Origin of the sequence: Acinetobacter sp. YH12046, from assembly GCF_013419905.1 — a bacterium.
GTDB lineage: Bacteria > Pseudomonadota > Gammaproteobacteria > Pseudomonadales > Moraxellaceae > Acinetobacter.
This window is the reverse complement of record NZ_VOZF01000002.1, coordinates 67,557-88,062: the sequence shown is the minus strand read 5'-3', so window position 1 is coordinate 88,062 and position 20,506 is coordinate 67,557. Positions and strand designations below refer to the sequence as shown.

The 20,506-nt window shown below is 39.3% G+C and carries 34 protein-coding genes; 15 read left to right on the top strand and 19 right to left on the bottom strand.

Annotated elements, in window-relative coordinates:
- Nucleotides 1-9: 9 nt before the first annotated feature.
- From FTU03_RS02165 to tusD, 3 genes are read right to left on the bottom strand one after another with little or no spacing between them, the layout of a single operon-like run.
- On the bottom strand, nt 10-294 hold the full coding sequence (locus FTU03_RS02165; RefSeq protein WP_125279645.1) for a DsrH/TusB family sulfur metabolism protein: 285 nt from the start codon (nt 292-294) through the stop codon (nt 10-12).
- Nucleotides 295-311: 17 nt separating this feature from the next.
- Complete coding sequence (locus tag FTU03_RS02160) at nt 312-662, bottom strand: hypothetical protein (protein WP_005235449.1); 351 nt, start codon at nt 660-662, stop codon at nt 312-314.
- 44 nt (nt 663-706) lie between these two features.
- Nucleotides 707-1,075, bottom strand: a complete 369-nt coding sequence (gene tusD, locus FTU03_RS02155; protein WP_166135495.1) for a sulfurtransferase complex subunit TusD — start codon at nt 1,073-1,075, stop codon at nt 707-709.
- 280 nt (nt 1,076-1,355) lie between these two features.
- Here tusD and FTU03_RS02150 point away from each other — a divergent pair, with 280 nt between their 5' ends.
- The gene (locus FTU03_RS02150) at nt 1,356-2,375 is read left to right on the top strand and encodes a site-specific integrase (protein WP_179992478.1); all 1,020 of its coding nucleotides are present in this window, start codon (nt 1,356-1,358) and stop codon (nt 2,373-2,375) included.
- Here FTU03_RS02150 and FTU03_RS02145 read toward each other — a convergent pair.
- The 16 genes from FTU03_RS02145 to FTU03_RS02070 all read right to left on the bottom strand — a co-directional run bounded on the left by FTU03_RS02145 (nt 2,372) and on the right by FTU03_RS02070 (nt 13,615).
- On the bottom strand, nt 2,372-2,650 hold the full coding sequence (locus FTU03_RS02145) for a hypothetical protein (protein WP_034171181.1): 279 nt from the start codon (nt 2,648-2,650) through the stop codon (nt 2,372-2,374). The genes FTU03_RS02150 and FTU03_RS02145 overlap by 4 nt on opposite strands.
- Nucleotides 2,650-2,802: a hypothetical protein gene (locus FTU03_RS02140; protein ID WP_179992479.1), complete on the bottom strand. Its 153-nt coding sequence runs from the start codon at nt 2,800-2,802 to the stop codon at nt 2,650-2,652. The genes FTU03_RS02145 and FTU03_RS02140 overlap by 1 nt, the downstream gene beginning before the upstream one ends.
- Entirely contained in the window at nt 2,795-2,953 is a 159-nt protein-coding gene (locus tag FTU03_RS02135; protein WP_179992480.1) for a hypothetical protein, read from the bottom strand. The genes FTU03_RS02140 and FTU03_RS02135 overlap by 8 nt, the downstream gene beginning before the upstream one ends.
- Nucleotides 2,953-4,398 (bottom strand): DNA cytosine methyltransferase, encoded by a 1,446-nt coding sequence (locus FTU03_RS02130; protein WP_179992481.1) that lies wholly within the window; start codon nt 4,396-4,398, stop codon nt 2,953-2,955. Before FTU03_RS02130 ends, FTU03_RS02135 begins: the two co-directional genes overlap by 1 nt.
- Nucleotides 4,398-4,670 carry a hypothetical protein gene (locus FTU03_RS02125; RefSeq protein WP_179992482.1) on the bottom strand — a complete coding sequence of 91 codons (273 nt, stop codon included), beginning with the start codon at nt 4,668-4,670 and terminating at the stop codon, nt 4,398-4,400. Before FTU03_RS02125 ends, FTU03_RS02130 begins: the two co-directional genes overlap by 1 nt.
- Nucleotides 4,670-4,954, bottom strand: coding sequence for a hypothetical protein (locus FTU03_RS02120; RefSeq protein ID WP_257225587.1), 285 nt, complete (start codon nt 4,952-4,954; stop codon nt 4,670-4,672). The genes FTU03_RS02125 and FTU03_RS02120 overlap by 1 nt, the downstream gene beginning before the upstream one ends.
- Nucleotides 4,951-5,631, bottom strand: coding sequence for a putative quorum-sensing-regulated virulence factor (locus tag FTU03_RS02115; RefSeq protein ID WP_179992483.1), 681 nt, complete (start codon nt 5,629-5,631; stop codon nt 4,951-4,953). Before FTU03_RS02115 ends, FTU03_RS02120 begins: the two co-directional genes overlap by 4 nt.
- Nucleotides 5,628-6,749 carry an ATP-binding protein gene (locus FTU03_RS02110; protein ID WP_179992484.1) on the bottom strand — a complete coding sequence of 374 codons (1,122 nt, stop codon included), beginning with the start codon at nt 6,747-6,749 and terminating at the stop codon, nt 5,628-5,630. The genes FTU03_RS02115 and FTU03_RS02110 overlap by 4 nt, the downstream gene beginning before the upstream one ends.
- A gap of 1 nt (nt 6,750) precedes the next feature.
- Nucleotides 6,751-7,305: a hypothetical protein gene (locus FTU03_RS02105; protein ID WP_179992485.1), complete on the bottom strand. Its 555-nt coding sequence runs from the start codon at nt 7,303-7,305 to the stop codon at nt 6,751-6,753.
- Complete coding sequence (locus FTU03_RS02100) at nt 7,302-7,475, bottom strand: hypothetical protein (protein ID WP_179992486.1); 174 nt, start codon at nt 7,473-7,475, stop codon at nt 7,302-7,304. Before FTU03_RS02100 ends, FTU03_RS02105 begins: the two co-directional genes overlap by 4 nt.
- Nucleotides 7,475-7,939, bottom strand: a complete 465-nt coding sequence (locus FTU03_RS02095; RefSeq protein WP_373684484.1) for a hypothetical protein — start codon at nt 7,937-7,939, stop codon at nt 7,475-7,477. The genes FTU03_RS02100 and FTU03_RS02095 overlap by 1 nt, the downstream gene beginning before the upstream one ends.
- Nucleotides 7,940-8,126: 187 nt before the next feature.
- Nucleotides 8,127-8,480 carry a hypothetical protein gene (locus tag FTU03_RS02090; RefSeq protein WP_005104451.1) on the bottom strand — a complete coding sequence of 118 codons (354 nt, stop codon included), beginning with the start codon at nt 8,478-8,480 and terminating at the stop codon, nt 8,127-8,129.
- 206 nt (nt 8,481-8,686) lie between these two features.
- Nucleotides 8,687-9,022, bottom strand: coding sequence for a hypothetical protein (locus FTU03_RS02085; protein ID WP_179992487.1), 336 nt, complete (start codon nt 9,020-9,022; stop codon nt 8,687-8,689).
- Nucleotides 9,023-9,121: 99 nt separating this feature from the next.
- Nucleotides 9,122-11,671, bottom strand: a complete 2,550-nt coding sequence (locus tag FTU03_RS02080; RefSeq protein ID WP_179992488.1) for a S8 family peptidase — start codon at nt 11,669-11,671, stop codon at nt 9,122-9,124.
- Nucleotides 11,672-11,702: 31 nt separating this feature from the next.
- The gene (locus tag FTU03_RS02075) at nt 11,703-12,665 is read right to left on the bottom strand and encodes an AAA family ATPase (protein ID WP_179992489.1); all 963 of its coding nucleotides are present in this window, start codon (nt 12,663-12,665) and stop codon (nt 11,703-11,705) included.
- A gap of 239 nt (nt 12,666-12,904) precedes the next feature.
- Nucleotides 12,905-13,615, bottom strand: a complete 711-nt coding sequence (locus FTU03_RS02070) for a LexA family transcriptional regulator (protein ID WP_179992490.1) — start codon at nt 13,613-13,615, stop codon at nt 12,905-12,907.
- A gap of 92 nt (nt 13,616-13,707) precedes the next feature.
- Between FTU03_RS02070 and FTU03_RS02065 the strand changes: the two genes are divergently transcribed.
- From FTU03_RS02065 to FTU03_RS02005, 14 genes are all read left to right on the top strand, one after another.
- Nucleotides 13,708-13,896: a hypothetical protein gene (locus FTU03_RS02065; RefSeq protein WP_179992491.1), complete on the top strand. Its 189-nt coding sequence runs from the start codon at nt 13,708-13,710 to the stop codon at nt 13,894-13,896.
- 57 nt (nt 13,897-13,953) lie between these two features.
- Nucleotides 13,954-14,445: a phage regulatory CII family protein gene (locus FTU03_RS02060; protein ID WP_179992492.1), complete on the top strand. Its 492-nt coding sequence runs from the start codon at nt 13,954-13,956 to the stop codon at nt 14,443-14,445.
- A 49-nt stretch (nt 14,446-14,494) separates the two neighbouring features.
- Complete coding sequence (locus tag FTU03_RS02055) at nt 14,495-15,259, top strand: phage antirepressor KilAC domain-containing protein (RefSeq protein ID WP_005236615.1); 765 nt, start codon at nt 14,495-14,497, stop codon at nt 15,257-15,259.
- The gene (locus FTU03_RS02050; RefSeq protein ID WP_218948171.1) at nt 15,256-15,549 is read left to right on the top strand and encodes a hypothetical protein; all 294 of its coding nucleotides are present in this window, start codon (nt 15,256-15,258) and stop codon (nt 15,547-15,549) included. Before FTU03_RS02055 ends, FTU03_RS02050 begins: the two co-directional genes overlap by 4 nt.
- A complete protein-coding gene (locus tag FTU03_RS02045) occupies nt 15,546-16,535 on the top strand; it encodes a YdaU family protein (protein WP_179992493.1) in 990 nt (329 codons plus the stop codon). The genes FTU03_RS02050 and FTU03_RS02045 overlap by 4 nt, the downstream gene beginning before the upstream one ends.
- A complete protein-coding gene (locus tag FTU03_RS02040; RefSeq protein WP_179992494.1) occupies nt 16,528-17,304 on the top strand; it encodes a hypothetical protein in 777 nt (258 codons plus the stop codon). Before FTU03_RS02045 ends, FTU03_RS02040 begins: the two co-directional genes overlap by 8 nt.
- Before the next feature lie 71 nt (nt 17,305-17,375).
- Nucleotides 17,376-17,588, top strand: coding sequence for a hypothetical protein (locus tag FTU03_RS02035; RefSeq protein ID WP_179992495.1), 213 nt, complete (start codon nt 17,376-17,378; stop codon nt 17,586-17,588).
- A complete protein-coding gene (locus FTU03_RS02030; protein WP_179992496.1) occupies nt 17,585-17,995 on the top strand; it encodes a DUF559 domain-containing protein in 411 nt (136 codons plus the stop codon). The genes FTU03_RS02035 and FTU03_RS02030 overlap by 4 nt, the downstream gene beginning before the upstream one ends.
- Complete coding sequence (locus tag FTU03_RS02025) at nt 17,992-18,480, top strand: antiterminator Q family protein (RefSeq protein ID WP_179992497.1); 489 nt, start codon at nt 17,992-17,994, stop codon at nt 18,478-18,480. Before FTU03_RS02030 ends, FTU03_RS02025 begins: the two co-directional genes overlap by 4 nt.
- A gap of 158 nt (nt 18,481-18,638) precedes the next feature.
- Nucleotides 18,639-18,875 (top strand): hypothetical protein, encoded by a 237-nt coding sequence (locus FTU03_RS02020; RefSeq protein ID WP_005262234.1) that lies wholly within the window; start codon nt 18,639-18,641, stop codon nt 18,873-18,875.
- A gap of 230 nt (nt 18,876-19,105) precedes the next feature.
- Nucleotides 19,106-19,228: a hypothetical protein gene (locus FTU03_RS16145; RefSeq protein ID WP_257225590.1), complete on the top strand. Its 123-nt coding sequence runs from the start codon at nt 19,106-19,108 to the stop codon at nt 19,226-19,228.
- Nucleotides 19,229-19,307: 79 nt separating this feature from the next.
- The gene (locus tag FTU03_RS02015; protein ID WP_179992498.1) at nt 19,308-19,712 is read left to right on the top strand and encodes a hypothetical protein; all 405 of its coding nucleotides are present in this window, start codon (nt 19,308-19,310) and stop codon (nt 19,710-19,712) included.
- A gap of 265 nt (nt 19,713-19,977) precedes the next feature.
- Entirely contained in the window at nt 19,978-20,151 is a 174-nt protein-coding gene (locus tag FTU03_RS02010) for a hypothetical protein (RefSeq protein ID WP_179992499.1), read from the top strand.
- A gap of 98 nt (nt 20,152-20,249) precedes the next feature.
- On the top strand, nt 20,250-20,480 hold the full coding sequence (locus FTU03_RS02005) for a hypothetical protein (protein WP_179992500.1): 231 nt from the start codon (nt 20,250-20,252) through the stop codon (nt 20,478-20,480).
- Nucleotides 20,481-20,506: the final 26 nt, after the last annotated feature.

Here is a 20,506-nt window from a genome sequence, read left to right as displayed (position 1 = left end):
ACTCATGGATTATTTCATTGAGATGCAACGACTAAATTTCAGACATAGATCTGCAAATTCGGAGTAGTCGAGTAAAGCAACATTTTCCGATAAAGGTGAGATCAGAATTTCTGCATCATTTCTTAGGATATAAACTTGCGGCAGTTGCTGTACGAAAGCATGGTCCAGATACAGCACAGATTCTCCCATCAGGACCACCTGATCATCTGAAGCATGGAGCTGTGCTAATTGATCAAGGACTGACGCCGTCGCTGCATAATCTGGCTGGATCAGGTAAAGGGTTTGATCTGACATTTATTTATCCTTTGTCCTTACCAATACAATACGTGATCAAATTTTTGAACGAATTCTGAATTGAGTTCAATCAACTCAATCTCCTGCTCGCTTTGCTTTACAAAAGGAGAGTCCTGATTTTTCTGCTCAACCAGAATTGGGGTCAGGTCATAAAATTCGAAACTATCCACCAGATTTGAAGCCAGTTTAAAGGCATGTTTAAGCTGGTCAAACTGGAGCTCAGAACGTAAAAGACTCAAGGCCGCGCCTTGGAGTAATACTTTAACTTCAGCGCCGAAGGTCGCCAGTACCATCGTGGCAGACAGGCTTTCATGCACCTGTAAGCTGTTTAGGTTGGCTTGGGTTAATATAACAAGTACAGATTTCACACAAGATTCCTTTTAAAAGCAACACATCCTGAAAAATGAAGCATCTAGAATTGAATTAGACGTTGTGAGGACTGAACAGCATCAGCAAGCTCGCCTAGACCGACCAATTCAAAACCATCAGCAAGATTATGTTGCTGAATATTGTGACGTTGAGCATTTTCCTGATCTGTAATCCCACGCGCTAAGGCTGCACTGACACAAACAGGTAAGCGGATCTTCAGATCCTGCCAGGAACGTGTGAGATGACGCTGGTCGTCGGGCACCCATTGCAATGCATTTGCGACCGACACGCCATCTTGATAGAAAAATACACGGAAAGCTTCCTGTTTATGTTGTAAAGCTTGGGCGAGTCCAAGCGCATGCCAGGCATAAATAGAAGTCGGTGCGGAGGTAACAAGAATTAAGGTGCTCATCGAAATTCACTACAGGCTTGATCAACGCGGGATGATGATCTTGGCTACAAAGAAAGTAGGTAGTATACAATGATTTTAGATGATCTTTTCTGATAAAAAGACAAAAAATAAAATATAAAAAGATTTAATTTTAATAAAAACAATAATTTAAAACAGTCTATTAATCCTATCCCGTCACTAAACCATACCCAAAACTGCACAAAATCCCTTCTATATCCTTTCATTTTTTTACTTTACCGATAAAATGCAAAGTAATCTGCACCAAATCTGCACCAATAAAATGAAAATACCCAAACCCATCCAGCGAGGGTCCAGCTGGCGCATCATTGTCACTTTCGACAAGCAAAGATATTCAGCCACCCGAGACACAGCGAAGGAATGTGAACAGTGGGCCTATAATAAATTGCTTGAACTTCGATCTGGTAAAAAGGCAATAGAACAAGGCGAAAAGCCGAATTATCCATTTAGGGAACTTTGTGCTAGATACTATCAAGAGCATGGTCGTCACATGCGATCTGCACGGACTATTAATTTTAAAATTAAAAACCTTGACCGGATTGCACCAAATTTAGCTGACAAGTCTATTTATGATTTCAAGCCTGCTGACATTGCAGAATGGCGAAATAACCGTAAAAAAGAAGTGAAGATAGCAACACTCAGGAATGAACACGCCATTTATTCAGCCGTGTTTACCTATGCCATGAAAGAACTGTTTTTGATTGATTCTAACGTCTGGCATGCGGTCACCATGCCGAGCAAGGAAAAATCCAGAAGCCAGCGTATTACAGAAGAAGATCAAGAATTGTTGCTAAAGGCGTTAAGCTGGGATGGATCTACAACACCAGAAACGTCACGTCACTATGTAGCATGGGCATTTCGATTTGCTCTGGAAACTGCTATGCGTCAGGGTGAAATACTGGCAATGCGTAGGAAGGATATTAAAGAAGGCTTTGTGCATTTACCGATGACAAAAAATGGTGAATCCAGAAACGTGCCTTTATCTGGTGAAGCCAAAAGACTGCTTTCTTTATTACCTAAAGGAACAGATAAACTTCTGCCCATTGATAAACAGATATGCTGTGCTACATGGATGAGAGCAAAGAAAAGAGCAGGGCTTTCACATATTAACTTCCATGATTCACGACATGAAGCCATTACAAGAATGGTGAAGGTGAGAAAATTACCGGTTGAAGTGCTAGCCAAAATTACTGGCCACAAAACTATCTCAATGCTGGTGAATACTTATTACAATCCAGATGCTCAGGATCTGGTAGAAATGTTTAACGACAGTGAGAGCTAATTAGCTCTCGGTCTGCCTACTTTAACTTTGGTTGTCAGCAGGTCATGGGCCAACTTTGGATTGTATAGCGCCTTGCCTTGTGTGCCTTGATTGATCGAAACTAATTTTTCTCGAATCGTGGTCACTGACAGATTGTATTTTTGAGCCAGATAAGAAGCTGAAACCAGTTCGACTTCAACCTCTTTAAGCTCCTTCACCGTTGCACCACCGATAGTCTGACCCAGCATAATTTGAGGCGGTCTTTCGGCTTCAACGGTGATGGTGTATCGAGCCATTAAGTTACCTCTTTTAAACTTTGTTGTACTGATTCCGGTAAACCAAACACATCCTTAAAAGCCTGATCAAAACCACCGTCAGCAATAAATCTATCAATAACGTTTTCTTCCTGACCTTTGGATACAGCAATGTTTTCTTGAACTTCAGTCACTGTTTTTCTCCTGCAGTTTTAAATATTCAAATTTCGCATCAGCCCAGTTTTTAGCATCGTATGGGCTTAAACCTTTTTCTTCACACCATTTGGTGCACCAGAACCACTGAGCGTCATCAAAAGGAACTGGTTTAACTATTTGTGTTGGCATTAAGCAGCTCCTTTATAAATATTTTCGTGTTTAAAGTTGGCTTCAACTAAGGCACGGGATAGTTGAGGGCATACAGAATTACCCACCATTCTTGTTTGCTCAGTTTTGGTTAACTTAATTTCTGTTCCACTTTCATTGAGGCCGCGATCAAATATGTAGCTCTTTGGAAAGCCTTGGGCTCTGAAAAGCTCAACAGGTTGAAGCATACGAAAACCAATATCAGTAATCTGATATTCCTGTTGATTGATAGTCACTAAACCAAATCGGTCCTTGGTCGGAATTGTGCGTAGAGGACCATCAATACTATTTCCATCTCTTTCACTGCCATAAAATGCAGTCAAGAATGCTCGCACCTCTGCAAATTGATTTACAGTTGTCATTGCATGCAGCGGTGAATCAATAGTCTGGCCAGTGCAATTTTTCTTCATTTTAGAAAGGTGGCTTACAACTAAAGAGTTATGATCTTTTGCAGTGATGGTATGTACTGGCTCAACCAAAGAGCTTCCAACCACACCAGTATAATTTTTGGCTAGATGTGCCGAGATTAATGCATGATGACCTCCTTTAGTTTGGGCGCAAATTGTGCGTAGAGGTTCATTAGATGGCATTGATCTTTTATTTGATGCATTTGCACATTCAGTAAGCACTGGCGCTTTATTGCCAACAATAAATGGATTCGAGTTTTTAACTACAAACTTATCTAAGCCAGCTGCTATACGATCCATAGTAGCTTTAGCTAAAGGTCGTTTTCGATTAAAAATACTAGGACATTCAATAGACCAATCAATACATTCTGCAGCGGTACGCCATGGCTTTAATATTCCTTTTTTTACTTGGATAGAATCTGGATGCCCATGAGTTGGTTCTGGCCACTGAATATTTAAACCATCTCGACGAGCAATCAAAAAGAAACGCTTACGAATGGTAGGAGATCCGTAATCACATGCACGCAACTCACGCCAATCAACTGTATAACCCTGACGCTTTAGAGCATTAACAAAGCTTTTGAAAGTACGTCCTTTATTTTTAGGACATGGACGACCATCCGGACCCAATGTTCCCCATGTTTTGAATTCTTCAACATTCTCAAGCATGATTACTCGAGGACGTGTTTTAGCTGCCCAGCGCAATGCTACCCATGCAAGACCGCGTATTTTTTTCTCAACAGGTTTGCCGCCTTTTGCTTTACTGAAATGTTTGCAGTCAGGAGACAACCACACCAATCCAACAGGCTGATTTCCTGTTGCTTCAATAGGATCAACATCCCAAACACTTTCACAAAAATGTTTTGTATCTGGGTGGTTGATGCGATGCATAGCAAGGGCTTTAGGATCGTGATTGATAGCCACATCTACCGGACGGCCAAATGCCTGTTCCAGACCCGTACTGGTTCCGCCACCACCAGCAAAATTATCAATTATCAACTCATGAGGTAATAAATCCATCACGCCACCTCACCATCTAAAAAGGTAGTTTCATCCCACCAATTAGGGTTTTCTTCCAAGTATTTAGAATGCTCATCAGCGGAAAGATCCCATTCCTCAAGAGTGACCGCTTCAGCAATGCATTCACCAACCGCTTCAAATGCTTCAATAGCCTCTTTACGCAAACGCTGAACAACTTGCTCACCCAATTCTTTTGATGGAACAGGGTATAAAATTTCTTCTGAATCGGGCTCTTCGGGAATATTGACTGCCCACAATTTGTTATCTTCCATCACGCCGCCTTCATAATCCGATTAGCCACAATCTTTGCTAAGTTTTCGCTGGTTTCACTCGAAACATTTGGGCAGCGCAGATGCATTTCATATTCACCAAATAGCATCTGGCATGCTGCATTGCCTGTTAAATCGTTATTTAAAAACACATAGCTCAGTGCTTTACGTGTGCCTTTGCCTGAAAAAGTAGAGCTACCATCTGCAAGTTCTTTCTTCGTATAACCCAGCTTTTCTAGCCAAAGCTTGAAACCGACTTCATGTTTCTTTTTGATTTTGAAAATCATGCCGCTGCCTCCAATGCTTTACGCAGATAAGGATCAATATCAGTGGTCAGCATCCATTTCACATAGTCCTTTGGAACCTCTTTTAATGGAGTACCTTTATGTTTGCCATAAGGCATTACATTTGGAGTGCGTACCTGTTCAGATAGGACATGCAATGAATTCATGTCTTTGATACCCAGTTTTAAACAGATGTTTTTCAGGATGATGTATGTGAACCAGATGTCATACTTCGCACTGTGAGCATTACGCAGGTAATTGCGTGCTTTTTCCTTGTCTGAACTTACGTAGTAGAACAAAGCGCTCAGCGTATGAGTTTCTAGTTCAGGCCATGTGAAGCGAGCTAGAGCTAAAGTACAGATAGACTTTTCAGGAACATCCGTACCACATTTACGGATCGCTTCAATGTCGTAATTGATGTTATGGCCAATCAAGCAATCCACATCTTTAGGCAAGCGGAAAGTATCAAAGCTTGGCTTGCCTTCGATGTCAGATTCCAGAATGTGGTGAGTTGCCATTGCACCGTATGCGATTGGCTCAGAACATGAGTAGAACTCATCAAATATCTGGCTTTGATCAAACCCCAAGTTACCTTGCTCAAAAGAGCAAGGTGCGTATGCGATTTCAATAGGGAAACCATTAATCGTATGAGTTTCCGTGTCCAAAATTATTGCTTTCATGCGTTAATAGTTTCCTTTGCTAATTGTTCAATTTCTTGTTGTACAGCTGCCAGTTTACTGGCTTCAATTTGATTAAGTGCATCAATACCGAGATGCTCACATACGGTTTTTGCATCTAGGCCACGTTCATCGATAAAGGCCTGGAGGTCAGCCAGTTGCTGGTCATTAATGCCAAAGAACTCAACAGGATCTACCCAGACCTTGCGTTCTTTATGGAATTCGCACTTCATTTCCTTGGCACGTTTGACCAGTTCAGCCCGCATGTTTTTGTAATAAATATGCTGGTCATCAATTGACTCAGTAAGCTGGTTTAGATCGCTGGCATACTGAGCCTCAGCACAGCTCTGGATCCAGTTATCTAAATCTTCCTGAGCCTTCATTGATGCCAGTTGTTCAGGTGTCATGGTATTGATGTGGTCCTTGGCCTGCTTGATGAGATCTGCCAGGAAAGACGGATTCGCTTTTAAGTCTGGAACCCATACTTCACCAGTTTCACCGCCTAAACCACCTGCATTTTTGGCATGGTGAGTAGGGCAAGGTCTAAAGCTGATCACACGTTCATGTTTGCCTTCACCTGTTTGCACAGTGGTGAGATAACCCATTACATCTGCAATGCGGTACAGCTCATTACGGTTCTTACCACCCAGATCTGGTCGGTAAATTACCTGGTCACCGTTCTGATCTTCTGATGCATGGGCAATGAAAACGACGTCTTTACCTGAAGCAATTAATGTGTTCACGTATTGCTTGAAGATGTTATTGGCCAAGCCTTGGGCTTTAAGTTTTAAAGAGCCATCTTTTTGCTTGTTCGTGCTGTTTAGCAATAGATGGGTTTTAATGCTTTCAAGCATTGCGCCAACGGTATCAATCACAATCGTTTTAAATGGTTCTAGATCCTGCATGGTCAGGTTAGCAACATCAGCCCATTGATTGACCTGGACTACAGCACCGCGACGTAGTTCACCGGTACGGTGAGAACCTTTATCAAAGTCGAATGAAATTGCTTTTTCACCAGTGAAGCCAATTGATGTTTTACCCAAGCCCGGATCTGCGTACAGATAAACGATAATGGCTTGTACCAATAGCGGTTGATCCGCTGGAATAATATTAATCGCCATCTCAACGTACTCCCGGCTGACGGTTTTTGCGCTTAAAGTCACTGTATGCTTCAGTAGCAAAATGACCGGTGCTTTCTAATACCTGGTTGTATTGAGCATTGCGTTTCACAGAACGGGCACGTTCAATCCCGCTCTTAATCGAGGCGTGTAACGTCAACTTATCAACGCTTTGCAAAACACCGCTGGTATTGCCAATACGGAAAATATCCAGATTGGCAAAGTAGTCACGTGTAGAAGGGCGGTTACCATTAACCCGGACGGCGTAGTAACTGAATCGGTTTTCCTTGCCAACGCGGTACACCTCAAAACCATGCAGGTGATGTACGAACTCAACAAAGTATCGAGCCTGTTTTGCATAGACTGCAGACTCAATCGGTAGCTTGAAAATAGGCAGCTCTTCAGTTTTGAACTGCAGAAAGCCTGAGTACAGATCAGAAAAATTAACTTGTGCCTGGCTGTTTAAGGGTGACCAGTTTTGGCTACCTTCTTCACACCACATCACCGGCTGGCCTTTGCTCAGTGCAGCAAAGATTTGTTCAGGAGAATTTAAGATCATGACTTGCCTCCCACCGCATACACCACAACGATTTGATTTTCAGTGGTGTGCTTAATAAGTTCTTGAAAGCCATTAAGAGCATCTTTCAGGGTTTCAGCGGTAGCATTGCCTGGACGAACACACAGAGTTTCAATAGCTATCATCAGGTCGCGTTTCTTTGAAATATCCATTAGATAGCCTCCACCAGACGGTGTTTCATGATATAGCCAGCGATCATTGCATTGATTTCGCGGTGATCCTGATAATCAGTGAAGTCGTTATAAGAATTGCCATTTGCATCGAATACTTTGATCTCACCAAGTTCTACAACTTCCACATTGGTGAACTCGGAACCTGGTACACCGTAATCGTCTGGATGTGCAGCAACTTCAAACGAAGTGATTTCCAAACGAAAGCCATCAAGATTCAGGATTGCTTCACCGCGTACGTCATCAAGCATTTTTAAAGATACGATGCCGTATTCAGATTGAATGTTTTGAGCTGGAGCTGCTTGACTAGCACCAAAGTCAGCACGCCATCCAAACGCCAATGCGCTTACAGTTAAGGCAGTAGCAACAAGAGTCACCTTGAAGCTATTGTGTGGAGTTAATTTTGCATTCATAATAATTTCACTCACAGTAAGGTTGTGGGTCACGCTCCAGGTAGTTGTCGTAGGCTACGCTGGGGCTTTTTGTTGTCTACGGAATTTAGTTTACCAAAGGAAACTTTATAGTCAAGAGAAAAGTTTATTAAAAGAAACTTTTTTATTCTTTATGGAAACTTTTATGTTTTAATAGACAAAAGAAAACCCACACAAGGTGGGTTCTCTTAAAGCGTAAATCTTATTTTTTGTATTCAGTAATACTGATAGGTTTGTCTTTCATAAACTCTACAATACCTTCACCAGCTTTGAAGTGAATTGAAACGCCGTCATCATTGGCCAAACGCATACCACTTCCTGAAATAGCTCGTTTAAGGTGATAAACCTTGCCAGAATTATCTGTCATTTCTGCAGTTTCAAAATTATCTGAAGATTTCAATTCAACTGTAAGATCCATTGGACCAGTAAAGTTAATTACCTGAGTTTCAGCCGGAGTATTGCTCACAACTTTTTCTTGTACCACTTCGTTTTTTGGATTTGAAGTACAGCCAGTAATCGCCAATCCTAACAATGCTGCGCCTAACAGATATTTCATTGAGACTTACCTTTCTATTTCTGAATCATAGGTATCTTTATACTAATTATTATAATGTAACATTTAAAGACAAGGTTACACTTACCTTACATAAAGAAAAACCCGCGGATAGCGGGTTAGTGATGCTTTACTTAGTTATTACAGACCTGGTCATGAGAGGTCTTAAGTCCAATATAAAGATTTAATATTTCAGAAGTAAGAAAGCTTTAGCACTGAATAGCATCTTTCTCTTTGTAGTGATCCAAAACCAAATCCATATCAGCCAAAAGCACTGTCTCACTGTATTCACCTGGTGATAGCTTAAGTAAATTAGGCATATAGTTGTTTTTATATTCATGCGGATAGTCTCTGCATATAATTTTAATCCGCACATCTTGTGTCGTGAATTCTGAATTTAGTTTTTCAATATATGCACCGAGAATGTTGTCTGACTTTTCCAGGGCAGTGGTCACTGCATCCAGATCGACATCAGCAGCTTGTTGCTTTTGGCAGCCGGTAAAGGCTAAAGATAAGAGTAGGGTGATAAACGTGATGTGCTTCATAGTTATAGTTTTATTGTTATTGGACTTTGAATTATAAGCGAGTTTGGGAAAAAGAAAACCCACCGCTGGGGTGGGCGAAGCAGATCTTAAATTTACTGATTAAATATTTATTGTTACTTTTGATTGATTCTCAACAATGTTTAGGTTTTCTATTTTGTTGATAATGGCCGAATAAATATCAATATCTTCTTTACAATCTATACTGATAATTAATGAATACCGAATTTTATTTTTCCATCTTTCTTTAGCTTTTGCGCTTTTCCACCATCCTGACACAGGGTAAATTGCAATGGTATTCATTGTCATTAGCTCAGCAGCTGTGCCTTTCCAAATGTCTGAGTGAATAGAACCTTTGGTTCTTAAATTAGCACCCATTAGCCAACCTTTAGACTCTGAATCAGAATTTTTATATTCATCATATACGTCTTCTTTGTTAATACTAGCTTTGAAATTTTCTAAAGTTTGGTTTGGACTGATAAACTTGAATCGTAGACCATGGGATTGATAGGAAAATCTGCTTTTATATCCCTTATTCTGTGGGTTAGGTTCAATGAAGTATGAAAGTGTAATTTTCAATTCAACATTTGAACTCGCTATATTACGAAGAGCCTCGATTGGCCAAGGTAGTTGTATTAAATGCCATTCATTAAGTGAAATATGTGACCCTTTCCCTTTTTTAAAGGGTTTTAAGGTATTTTGAAGTACAACATGAGCATGGTTTTCGTAACTATTTAAAGCCTTGTCAATATTCGGAACACCATAGCCTACTGTTCGTAGGATAGTATCTAAAGCGACGCTTTTCGGTAAATTATCGTTTTCTCTATATTTTTTATAAACATCACGAATAGCTCGAGTATACCTACACGAATGAATTAAAAGTCCTCTAATAGTTTCTGGCCAATAGGCTGGGTATTTATCAGCTATTAAGGCTGCATAATTTGAACCTAGAGCAGTAGCAGCACTACTGTCCAAATGACTATCAAAAGGGAAGTTCATATCACCAGAAGTTGTCAAAACAGATACATCATCATGATTTGTAATATCTGGTGGAATGATAGGTGACAAAATTCTATTGCCGCCCTCTAGAACAAACTCAGGCTTTAAGGGAGCTTGCTTTCTCCACTCCCAATTTACAGATGTTCTAGTTGAAGGTGAAATATCACCTTTTTCGCTCCATGGTTGCCAATTATTATAATTTGGATCTTTAATAGTACTTAAGGCTGTTATAGAGCCAACGGTAATGGCATTCCAACTTTGTGCAGGATCTTCAATTTTGGCCAAATGAGCTTGATCCCAAAGTCCAACTGTAGGATCTAAATCAATATTGTTGCCGGTTGAAATTATAAAAAGACGCTTAGGTGATTGGCTATATTCACCAAATGAAAATCTATCAATCTCTGATGACCATGACGAAGGGGTACCTGTGTTATTAGGATTGGCAGAAATAGCTAAGGAATAGATACGGTTCTTAATATGAGTATTATTAATTTCAATTTTATAAGAAGTTTCGGTTGTTATAGCACCGTACAGCTCAGGCTTATTAAAGCCTTGAGGTGGAAGTATCCGTGCAGACTCGATGACATGATTAATTTTGATAACATCATTGCTTTCCAAAAGTTCTTGAAGAGATCCTAGTCCAGCAATACCTGCTTGCATTGAACCATGTGGCGCGTACGGCTTTCTTTCGTATATTTTTGGTTTTATATCATATTTAGGCCACGATGGATTATATGATATAGATAGCTGATCTGAACAAATTAGCTTAAGTAGAGGGTGATTATAATTGACACCGGTATCTAGAATACATACTGAAGTTGTTGGCTCGTTTTTTGTTGATATTCGTGAGACTAAGTCATTTACCCAATCATTCTGATCAATACTATTTAGATTTACAAAAAAACTAGGTGTTTCTGGAACATATCTTAATTCTAGCAAATTGGTCATTAGAAAGAGTGATTTTTCTAATTGAGCAATATTAGATTTGATTAAGAAAACCATATTGTTAAAAAAATTTAAATAATTGTTCCCTAAATCCGCATTAATTGATTCAGCGAAGGATTTTACCTGTTCAAAGGTATACTCTGGATTGTCATCAATTTTTTTGATCCAAACTTCCCACCAAATAGTTTGTTGTTTATCTTTAGGAAAATATTCAATTGAATCAGTCCAAAAATCTTTGATACTAGATAATTTAATATGATCAATACTATTCAATAAAGGTTTATTTCTTGGATTTACATCTGGATCATCACTAATGGTTTTAATATATTCATTTATTTTTTTTAAAAAAGCTGTTCTTTTATTATCAGGAATGAAAATGGTAGCTTCTTCAATTTTAGTTAAATCATTGAATTGAACATTCGCTAAATGTATATCTCTAGTGTCTATTGAATCTAAAGGAAGATTAAAGTTAGGTGAGCTACTAATCGTCAAGTAAATGCCATTATGTTGAATATCTCCAATATCTTGAAAAATTTCAAATTTCTTTTGATTAAACTCGTGTTCAGCTTCAGAAAACTCTATTAGTAAATTATTGGCATGCAGAGCGTAGTTACGAGTCGGGATAGGGGGCTTGGGTACATTGTTTTTAGATGTATAACTGAAATTATGGTTTTCACTATTAAAAATAATATGACGCTTCTTACCCATTATATTCCCACTTAAGTTCTATATTATGTATTTATTTCATCCTTCTACTTAATGAAGAAAGAAATATTTTGTTTGTAAAGTAACCATTATTATAAAGAATAGATTCTTTAGCCGCATCATCAAATGCTTTAGAAATATCGCCTAAACTTAGATTTAGTGAAGATTTATCTATTTCATCCCAATTTAAGGTTTCGTGTTTCAAAAAGCTGATTTTAGAATCTATGAAACGCTTAACCTCATCGTGACTTGGTTTTTTAAAAATAATTATGTCATCAAACCGTCTATTAAGGGCAGCATCTAACAACTCTGGATGGTTGGTAGCTGCAATAATAATACTTTCAGTATTCGTTTGCTCTAAAAGAATCAAGAAAGAATTTAATATTCTCCGAATTTCGCCAACATCATTTGTCAGGTTACGTTGAGAGCCTATAGCATCAAACTCATCGAATAAATAAACACCAATATTGTTGCTCATAAACTCAAAAATATTTCTCAGTTTACTAGCAGTTTCACCCATGAACTTAGTTATTAGTGACTCTAATACAACACGATACAAAGGAATTTTAAGCTCAGAAGCTAGAATATTAGCTGTTAGTGTTTTTCCTGTACCAGGCGCACCTACAAACAAAATTTTATTTCTAGGTTTTAGTTCAAATTTTTTAAGTAAATTCTTTTGTTTTTGCTCTGTTATGATCATATTAATTCGTTCTAAAGTTTCACTCTCAAGTACCAAACTTAGTTTATTAACATGCGGCATTGAAAAGTCAAATAACCCATCTAATTCTTTTTTAGTTTCATAATTAGTGTATAAATCTTGATTTGATGTTGTTTTAAACTGATATGTCTCAATTAAATTTTTTATGTCATTTGCAAGTTTATTGTGACCTAATCTAGCTTCGCGTGCAGCAATTTGGAGTGCTGTAGCATAAAACCTTTGGTTGTCATTTTCACCATGGCTTTTAATAAGCATTTTAATTTGATCTGCTGTAGCCATTAGTGTAACTCCATAAAGAAAAAAGCATGTAAATGCAAGAGGGAGAATATCATACTGTTGGTACAACTTTATAATTAAACATCCCCACACAACTCAACAATGTTATCCAAGTCGCCTATAGCGACTTTTAGTCACCGGTGACTTACTTTTTAAACATCCTTATACAACCCAATAACCTTATCCAAGCCGCATATAGCGGCTTTTTATTTCCACAAAGTCACCGGTGACTTACTTTTTGATTAATACTTAAAATCTTTATGATGTTGAACAACAACACCAATGATTGAAATTTCGATCTGAGATGAATTGTAAGTAGGGAAGTCTGGGTTTAAGGGAACCAGCTCAATAATATCCACCCCATGCTCATTGACCCCAACAACACGGTATTTTTTAAATGTAGTCATTGCTACACCATGCTGAATTTCCTGAGCAACGACTAATGAACCAGGTTTTGGATCTAAGGCTGCATCTACAACAATTTCATCACCTGGCATAAACTCAGGTGCCATGCTCAGGCCATCAATTTCTAACGAAAAAACGGCGTTTGGATCTTTGCCTTCATAACTTGTATATGTTTCATCTTTTGGATGAACGCCGTCGTATACAACTTCCCGCCATATACCAGCTTGGACAAAATCTAATACCGGAATCCTTGTAAGTTTCTTTCCATTAAAACGAACGTTATTAAATCCTTTATCGTTCTCTTCTTTTACAGGGCCACCTAAATTTTTAAGGCCCTCACCATCTAAAATCCACTCTGGTGTTGTTTTTAGGGCTTTTGCAAGAGATGTAATGCTTTTGCCACTAGGTACATTAACCCCTGAAATCCACTTTGAAACCGTACCTTTACTTAGGCCGGTAGCTTCAATTAGATCAACTTGCTGAAGGTTAAGTTCCTTCATTCTTATCAAGATACGTTCAGAAACGCTGCTCATTGCAAAAATACCCATAACGATTGTTTCCAATGGTAAACATTATTATTGACCTAAAAAGAAACTTATGGTTTACTTAGGGAAACTTTAAGTTTATCAAGGTAAACATTATGACTGTCGATGACGTAAAGGAGCATTACGGAGCTGAAAGTGACGCAGACCTAGCGCGAATCTTAAAAAAGACACGCGGAGCTATTAGCAAATGGCGCTCATATGGAATTCCAGCTTCAACCCAGGCAATTCTCCAAATTCAAAGTAAAGGCAAGTTAAAGGCAAATTTAGAAACCTTAATTGCTTAAACCAATTATCAACAACTTAGCGTTTTTAATAAACGTGAAAGTAAACAAGGTGTTCACATGGATATATCGAAAGAGACCAAAACCGCACTACACAAGATGATTCACCAATCAAACGGGATTACACCTAAAGAGATTGCTGATGTTGTTGGTGTGTCTCACAACACGATTTTGAACTATGCCAATCCAAACATGGAAAACCATTTGCCGAGTCTAAAGGCATTTGAAGCGATGCTGACCTACACACAGAATCCAGCTCCATTAAAAGTATGGGCGCACAAATTAGGTTTTGTATTGGTTCCAGTAGATCAAGCTCAAGGCAAGGATCACGAACTAGGTGTTCTTGAATCACTGCTTGGTATGAACGTCGGTAATGGTGCAGCGAATAAGCAGGTTTTATCTGCTCTGGAAGATGGTGTGGTGACACCTGCTGAAATGGATGAGACAGATCGCATCCTGGAAGAAATTGAACACAAAATTCAGTCTTTGCGTAAAGCCATGAAAGGCGAGTGTGCAAAGTATTTATCAGCTCTACAAACAGAAAAAGCCTGAGTTCAGACCTCAGGCTTTTTCGGTGTTCAAATCATCGGAGACTTAAACTATGAACATGTTAACACAAGGAAATTTTAACATAAACGAAGTAACAATGTCATCACTTGAGATTGTTGATTTCATTAATGAATATCGCGCAAAAAGTGAAACCAATCCCGTGCAACTTCGCCATGATCACTTTATGGCAAAAGTGCCGAAGGTTTTGGGTTTAGAGGGTCTCCCAAAATTTAGGGATACCTACATTAACCAACAAAATGGACAAACCTATCCATGCTATCGCTTCCCAAAACGCGAAGCCTGCCTTATGGCGATGTCATACAGCTATGAGTTACAAGCTCAAGTCTTTGATCGTATGACTGCAATGGAAGAAGCGCTTAAGGCTAAAAATAGCTTTGACATCACAAATCCAGCACACCTGCTTCAAGCAATCGAAATTCAAGCCAAGCTCAATATTGAGTTAAGTGAAAAAGTAGCAGTACTCGCACCTAAGGCTGAGGCACTGGAGACCATTGCTGATACTTCTAACACTTATTGCTTACGTGAATGTGCCAAAACAATCGGCATTAAAGAATCTGAATTAATCCAGCTACTGATTAATAAGAAATGGATCTACCGTGATTCAGATCGCAAGCTCCAGCCACATGCCCAATATGTCTTAAACAAGGTTTTCACCAATCGTACGTCACCAGTAATTGTTAATCGCAATGATGGTAAGGAACGTGTGTTCCTGCATATGCGTGTCACTGCATTTGGTCTGACTCGTATCACTGGATTAGTAAACAAAGTACGTAATACAAAGCAGGTGGCGGCATGAGATTTTTCAGAAAGACAGTCACTGTAAGTAAAAACGTTGATGTGGATATTGAGATCGATCTTGATGATATTCGCGAGTTTATTAATGAAGCTGAAAAAGAAGAGCTTGATGAGATCGCTAAAGCATTGGCTGAACATGATATTCACGCTCATTTAACAAAGCTGCATGGTCCAACTATTCAATATTTGATTAATCGTGCCAATCAATTTGGTTTGGATGACATGTTCGAAGAGCTTAAACGTGAAGGCCAGAGCATTGGCGCATACCTCAAAGTGGAAGAAAAGTTATGAATTATTACCAACATCATATTGGGGATTTCAACAATGCGACTCGCCACTTGAGCTTGGTTGAGCGTGCAATCTACCGTGATCTCCTGGATATGTATTACGACACTGAAAAGCCAATTGATGCTTCCAATTTAGAGCGTTTGGCCCGTCGTCTACAATGTGCAACTGAAGATCAGACAGCGGCTTTGAAATATGTTCTTGAGGAGTTTTTTACTCTTCAGGATGGAGCTTATATCAATAATCGTTGTGAACGTGAAATTGCTGAATTTCATGGTAAGCGTAAGCAAGCCAGTGAGGCTGGAAAAGCATCTGCAAAAAAACGTGCAGAGAAAAAGCGACAAGACCCGAATGGTGGTTCATCAAATGCTAAACAATCGAATGACAATAGTTCAACGGACGTTGAAGATCAGTCAAACGAAAATTCAACGACCGTTGAAGCCGCGTTGAACGAGAATTTAACGGACGAGCAACCAACCATAAACCATAAACCATTAACCATAAACCAAGAACCAGTAACCAATAATTATAGTGGTAGTAGTAATACGCGTGAGCAAGATTTTCCTTTACCACCAATTCAGTTTTCTCAATATCAACCTGAGGATCACAAACGGTATTCAATTCTTGAATGCGTGAACGTGTATCCAATTCATTACGATTTCATTGAACTTGGAAAACAACGCAATCCTGAACTACCAGAACAGGATCTGATTTCTATGTTTACTAACTTCGGTGATTTCTTCTCAGCGAAGGCCGATAGCAAAAACACTCCAAGCCTATGGCTGGTGAAATGGTTTACCTGGATTCAAAACAACAAAGACGAAGTACGCCGTCAGCGTGAAGCTAAGTCTCAACCTCAAAAACCAAAATCTTTTTCAGGTGCAGCAAGCCGTACTCAAAACGAAGTCAGCGACTGGATGTCTGAAATTGGCAGCAATGATCAGCCAGCAATGCGTGATGTGCATGAAGTGGAGGGTGTGAAATATGCGTAATGAATTATCTCAACAACAAACCACTCACGCTGTACAGCAATTCAGTGAAACGGATGCACGTAAGCTGGTTGAAGACATGCTTCTGATGTATGGCAAGAAGTTCACGGATCAGTGGTCAGGTTTGAAAAAAAGCCAGGTGATTGAGAAGTTTGTCGAAAAGCTTTCTGAGCTGACTTATGAGCAGTTCCTACGTGGATTGAAACGCCTAGATACAGCTGAATGGCCACCATCGATTCCTGAGTTCAAAAACTGGTGCAAAGGTGTTTATGAATATCAGACTCCGGATGAAGCATGGCTGCAAGCTCTGAACTATGAGAAATCAAACCGTGTTTGTCGCATCAATCGCATTGCCCGGGAAGCATTCTATGCAGTGGTTGGTCCATATGGCAGCTTAAAGCCTACCGATACTGTGCATAACGTGTATTGCAGTGTGTATAAGCGACTGATCGCAGAAGCCAAAGAGCGTGGTGAGCCTGATGAGAAGCTGAAAGCGGTTAAACAGCTGTCTGAACCAAAGCAGCCTGATGAGATAGATCATCAACCTGTTCCAAACGAAGTAGCTCAGCAAGCGCTTGAAGAACTTAAAAAGCGCATGAATGTAAAAAACCGTCATGTGCCAGTACCACAGCGTCTACAGGTGAAGCCAACTCCAATAGCTGATCCATGGCCAGATCCTTTTGAAAATCCTGAGTCGTACTTGGAGAAGTGTGAAGTGGATGGGGTGAAGGTACCTAGGGTTATTCGTGAGCAGTTGGGAGGTGGGGTGTGAAAGACCAAAACGATAATAAAACCGTGGATTGGGTGAGCGTAAGCCGGTCTAGATCATGTTTTGAAAAGAGAATGGATATCCTGGTCTATTCAGCTTATGCAACCAAGGATGTGACTGTAAGCAACATTATTGAGAATGTACTGAACAGCACAAGGGACACCATTCGGGCTTGCTTAAAAGACTTGGTAGATAGTGGTTATTTGGAAAAGACATCGGTCTGGACTTATAGACCAACTGAAAGGACCAAACAGTTATTTGGGGTGCATGGTAAGGGTAATACATGACCAGCTACTCAATCGCTGAATACAAAAAAATGGTGAAAGCCACCAGACCAAAAGGGCGCTCCACACGCCCTAAGGTCAAAGGCGAAAAAGTACCGAATGAGTTTGAAGCGAAGCTGGCTAGAGAACTAAAGACATTAAAAATTAAGTTTGAGCAGGAGTTTTATTTTCATCCTGATCGTCAGTGGAGAGCAGATTTTCACTTAATAGATAAAAAGATTTTGGTAGAGGTTGAAGGCGGGATCTGGAGCGGAGGAAGGCACACAAGGGGTAAAGGCTACCTTGGGGATATGGAAAAGTATAACGCAGCAACAATGATGGGTTTTCAGGTAATACGGTTTAGTACAGATCAAGTGAAGTCAGGTCACGCGATCCAGCAGATAGAGAAGATGGTAGGGGAAATACGATGAATGCAGCAGTAACGATTATGCAGGCAATGGATTGGACTAAGTTTAGTGCTGAGGATTGGTTTCGTCAGTTTGGGGCTTGGATGAATGGGGATACTGAAACCATGGTGGTCATGGTGAAAACTATGCCTACTCGACGAATTACCCAGGAACAGCGTGAACGTCTTCTAGCAATGTACATGAGTGATAAAACGCTTAAGGATCGCTTATGCACTCAGCGCCGTGGCATTCGCTGTCAGATTGATGACAATGAAGCGCGTGCAATTCAGCGAGTAATTATTGAATTAAAAACTATTGAAGATGAAATTGTTCAGGAATGGGTATCTGCACTTTGGTCACATTACGTGATGGGCAATTCATTACGTGATATCGCTGAAAGCAACGATACCTCTGTACTCCAGATCCGCCAAGACCTGAAGTGTGGACTGGCATTTGTGAAGTGTCGCTATCCTCACTTAACTTTTGATATGTTTAAAAAAACCGTTTGACTGTGCGCACGGGGTATGCGATATTCGTGATATAGTGATCGAAGTGTACGTTAAAGCACTAGATTGATTTAAAAGCTCGCCAAATGGTGGGCTTTTTTGACATTATTTATTCATAAAATTAAGTGATAATGTCTTTTTGTTTTTGAGCTCTAATTGAAATGGCGATTTTAACTGTTAAAAAACTAGAAGATACTCTCGGTAAATTAGTGGCTGAAGGTAAAAAGCCTGAAAAGATTTTATTAGGCTATAAAGCGTATGGCGAGCTAATGAATGATCGTAGCTTTTTTGAGGAAGTGGCTGGCTCGGCAATGGATCCAAACAAACGAAAATATAAAAATATTAAAATTAAGGTCACTCAAGACGAATACCAGTTTAACGTGAAATGTCAAAAATAGGTTTAAGCATCCAGGAAAGCTCGCCAAATGGTGGGCTTTTTTATTGCCCTGAGAAATATTAGTGTAATCATACCAAATTAAAATGCTTGATTAACCAGGAAGGAATCTTGCTTAGTTCGACAAAGTTAATGACATTATTTCAGCAATTAATATTATAAATTCATGTTTTATAAGTGAAAATAACTGACATTTCTTGCGACATGATTGCTTGATTGTCCAGGAGTAAAATCATGCTTAGATTACTGATGTGTTTATTTGGCTTCCACGGTGCGACTAAGATTGACTACACGATTGATGATGAAGAAATCAAAGTGTGTCAGGATTGTTTGAAAGAAGTTGAGAAAACAAATTAAAAATAAGAGATTTTATTAACTTACTGATGAATTATTGATTATGATATATTCTCTAAAAATATAAAATGAGAAAGTAATCATGGGTGAGTGGTCGGAATATTTTGAGCAGTTTCCTGGGGAAAATCCTGCAAATTTTAATAAACACCCAGATTCTGAGGTGAGGTCTTTAATTCGTCCGAATTTAAGGGGTGGCAATCTGACAAAAGCAGAATTGGCTGAGGAAAATGCAAAACTAGAAGAACTAAATGCGGAAGCAGAGAGACTGGATAAAGAAAAGGCAGACTTTATTGAGAATGCTAAATCCAAGCCGATTTATCGTGAGGATGGTTGCCCTATTTGCCGAATTAAGGCAATGAATATATATAAGGTCTCTGATACTTCTTTTTATTGCGAATGCCAGAATTGCAATGTATCAGGTGATGGATCTGATATACCTGAAATCTTTGAAAAAATTGAAAATGACATTTGGAACTCTGAGATATAGTCATCTGTCTTAAATCGCCGAACGTATTGCGGCAATCAAAGCCCCTCGCATTCTAGATGTTGAGGGGTTTTCTTTTCTTATTGGTGGTGAATGTGTGGCAATTCTTACTTGGTTTTATCGTGGCTTGGATTATTTGCAGCTGGTATACACATATCTACGTAGCAAATGAATGTGAGCGACTTGGTGGATTTTTCGTTGGTGAAAAAACTTATAAATGCATTGAAGTAAAGAAGCTCGATAAAGAAGAACAAGACTGGTGATGTTTATGACAGACAAAGTACAAGCTAAACAGGACTTAGAATTTTGCAGTGCTGAGCTGTCTAAGTATCAGAATCTCAGTCGATCAGGATTGACGCGTAATGAGCTGCTGGCAATTGACGGCATCATGATTAAGCTGAAAGAGCGTATTAAGAATTTGCGTACGGCGCTTTATTCGTGATGTTAGATAATTTGAAGTGGACATGGGAATCCAATTAAATAAAAGCAATCCAAAATGCTTATACTGTGTGCTTATTAATTAAAAAGGTTTAGAGCCTAATGAGTGCACCGAACGATTTATATTGGAATAATCAGAATAAACAGATGTTGGCGGCAAAGTATAAAGAGCACCTGCAAAAGAGTGGTCTCGAAAATACATTCGATAATTGTTATGACTTTATTTGTCGAAATTACGGATCAACAGTTCCCAAGAAAGAATTTGGTGTTTCTACAAGTATGGCTCTAGCAAAGGCAATATCAGGGCAACAGCCGAATGATTATAGTTTTTAAGATTATGAGACTAAAACCTCCTCTGG

Excerpts from the sequence above, each read along its gene's own strand:
- FTU03_RS02165 (WP_125279645.1), bottom strand. The coding sequence starts at position 294 with ATGTCAGATCAAACCCTTTACCTGATCCAGCCAGATTATGCAGCGACG.
- tusD (WP_166135495.1), bottom strand. The coding sequence starts at position 1,075 with ATGAGCACCTTAATTCTTGTTACCTCCGCACCGACTTCTATTTATGCC.
- FTU03_RS02150 (WP_179992478.1), top strand. The coding sequence starts at position 1,356 with ATGAAAATACCCAAACCCATCCAGCGAGGGTCCAGCTGGCGCATCATT.
- FTU03_RS02145 (WP_034171181.1), bottom strand. The coding sequence starts at position 2,650 with ATGGCTCGATACACCATCACCGTTGAAGCCGAAAGACCGCCTCAAATT.
- FTU03_RS02135 (WP_179992480.1), bottom strand. The coding sequence starts at position 2,953 with ATGCCAACACAAATAGTTAAACCAGTTCCTTTTGATGACGCTCAGTGG.
- FTU03_RS02130 (WP_179992481.1), bottom strand. The coding sequence starts at position 4,398 with ATGGATTTATTACCTCATGAGTTGATAATTGATAATTTTGCTGGTGGT.
- FTU03_RS02125 (WP_179992482.1), bottom strand. The coding sequence starts at position 4,670 with ATGGAAGATAACAAATTGTGGGCAGTCAATATTCCCGAAGAGCCCGAT.
- FTU03_RS02120 (WP_257225587.1), bottom strand. The coding sequence starts at position 4,954 with ATGATTTTCAAAATCAAAAAGAAACATGAAGTCGGTTTCAAGCTTTGG.
- FTU03_RS02115 (WP_179992483.1), bottom strand. The coding sequence starts at position 5,631 with ATGAAAGCAATAATTTTGGACACGGAAACTCATACGATTAATGGTTTC.
- FTU03_RS02110 (WP_179992484.1), bottom strand. The coding sequence starts at position 6,749 with ATGGCGATTAATATTATTCCAGCGGATCAACCGCTATTGGTACAAGCC.
- FTU03_RS02105 (WP_179992485.1), bottom strand. The coding sequence starts at position 7,305 with ATGATCTTAAATTCTCCTGAACAAATCTTTGCTGCACTGAGCAAAGGC.
- FTU03_RS02100 (WP_179992486.1), bottom strand. The coding sequence starts at position 7,475 with ATGGATATTTCAAAGAAACGCGACCTGATGATAGCTATTGAAACTCTG.
- FTU03_RS02090 (WP_005104451.1), bottom strand. The coding sequence starts at position 8,480 with ATGAAATATCTGTTAGGCGCAGCATTGTTAGGATTGGCGATTACTGGC.
- FTU03_RS02085 (WP_179992487.1), bottom strand. The coding sequence starts at position 9,022 with ATGAAGCACATCACGTTTATCACCCTACTCTTATCTTTAGCCTTTACC.
- FTU03_RS02080 (WP_179992488.1), bottom strand. The coding sequence starts at position 11,671 with ATGGGTAAGAAGCGTCATATTATTTTTAATAGTGAAAACCATAATTTC.
- FTU03_RS02075 (WP_179992489.1), bottom strand. The coding sequence starts at position 12,665 with ATGGCTACAGCAGATCAAATTAAAATGCTTATTAAAAGCCATGGTGAA.
- FTU03_RS02070 (WP_179992490.1), bottom strand. The coding sequence starts at position 13,615 with ATGGGTATTTTTGCAATGAGCAGCGTTTCTGAACGTATCTTGATAAGA.
- FTU03_RS02065 (WP_179992491.1), top strand. The coding sequence starts at position 13,708 with ATGACTGTCGATGACGTAAAGGAGCATTACGGAGCTGAAAGTGACGCA.
- FTU03_RS02060 (WP_179992492.1), top strand. The coding sequence starts at position 13,954 with ATGGATATATCGAAAGAGACCAAAACCGCACTACACAAGATGATTCAC.
- FTU03_RS02055 (WP_005236615.1), top strand. The coding sequence starts at position 14,495 with ATGAACATGTTAACACAAGGAAATTTTAACATAAACGAAGTAACAATG.
- FTU03_RS02050 (WP_218948171.1), top strand. The coding sequence starts at position 15,256 with ATGAGATTTTTCAGAAAGACAGTCACTGTAAGTAAAAACGTTGATGTG.
- FTU03_RS02045 (WP_179992493.1), top strand. The coding sequence starts at position 15,546 with ATGAATTATTACCAACATCATATTGGGGATTTCAACAATGCGACTCGC.
- FTU03_RS02040 (WP_179992494.1), top strand. The coding sequence starts at position 16,528 with ATGCGTAATGAATTATCTCAACAACAAACCACTCACGCTGTACAGCAA.
- FTU03_RS02035 (WP_179992495.1), top strand. The coding sequence starts at position 17,376 with ATGGATATCCTGGTCTATTCAGCTTATGCAACCAAGGATGTGACTGTA.
- FTU03_RS02030 (WP_179992496.1), top strand. The coding sequence starts at position 17,585 with ATGACCAGCTACTCAATCGCTGAATACAAAAAAATGGTGAAAGCCACC.
- FTU03_RS02025 (WP_179992497.1), top strand. The coding sequence starts at position 17,992 with ATGAATGCAGCAGTAACGATTATGCAGGCAATGGATTGGACTAAGTTT.
- FTU03_RS02020 (WP_005262234.1), top strand. The coding sequence starts at position 18,639 with ATGGCGATTTTAACTGTTAAAAAACTAGAAGATACTCTCGGTAAATTA.
- FTU03_RS16145 (WP_257225590.1), top strand. The coding sequence starts at position 19,106 with ATGCTTAGATTACTGATGTGTTTATTTGGCTTCCACGGTGCGACTAAG.
- FTU03_RS02015 (WP_179992498.1), top strand. The coding sequence starts at position 19,308 with ATGGGTGAGTGGTCGGAATATTTTGAGCAGTTTCCTGGGGAAAATCCT.
- FTU03_RS02010 (WP_179992499.1), top strand. The coding sequence starts at position 19,978 with ATGACAGACAAAGTACAAGCTAAACAGGACTTAGAATTTTGCAGTGCT.
- FTU03_RS02005 (WP_179992500.1), top strand. The coding sequence starts at position 20,250 with ATGAGTGCACCGAACGATTTATATTGGAATAATCAGAATAAACAGATG.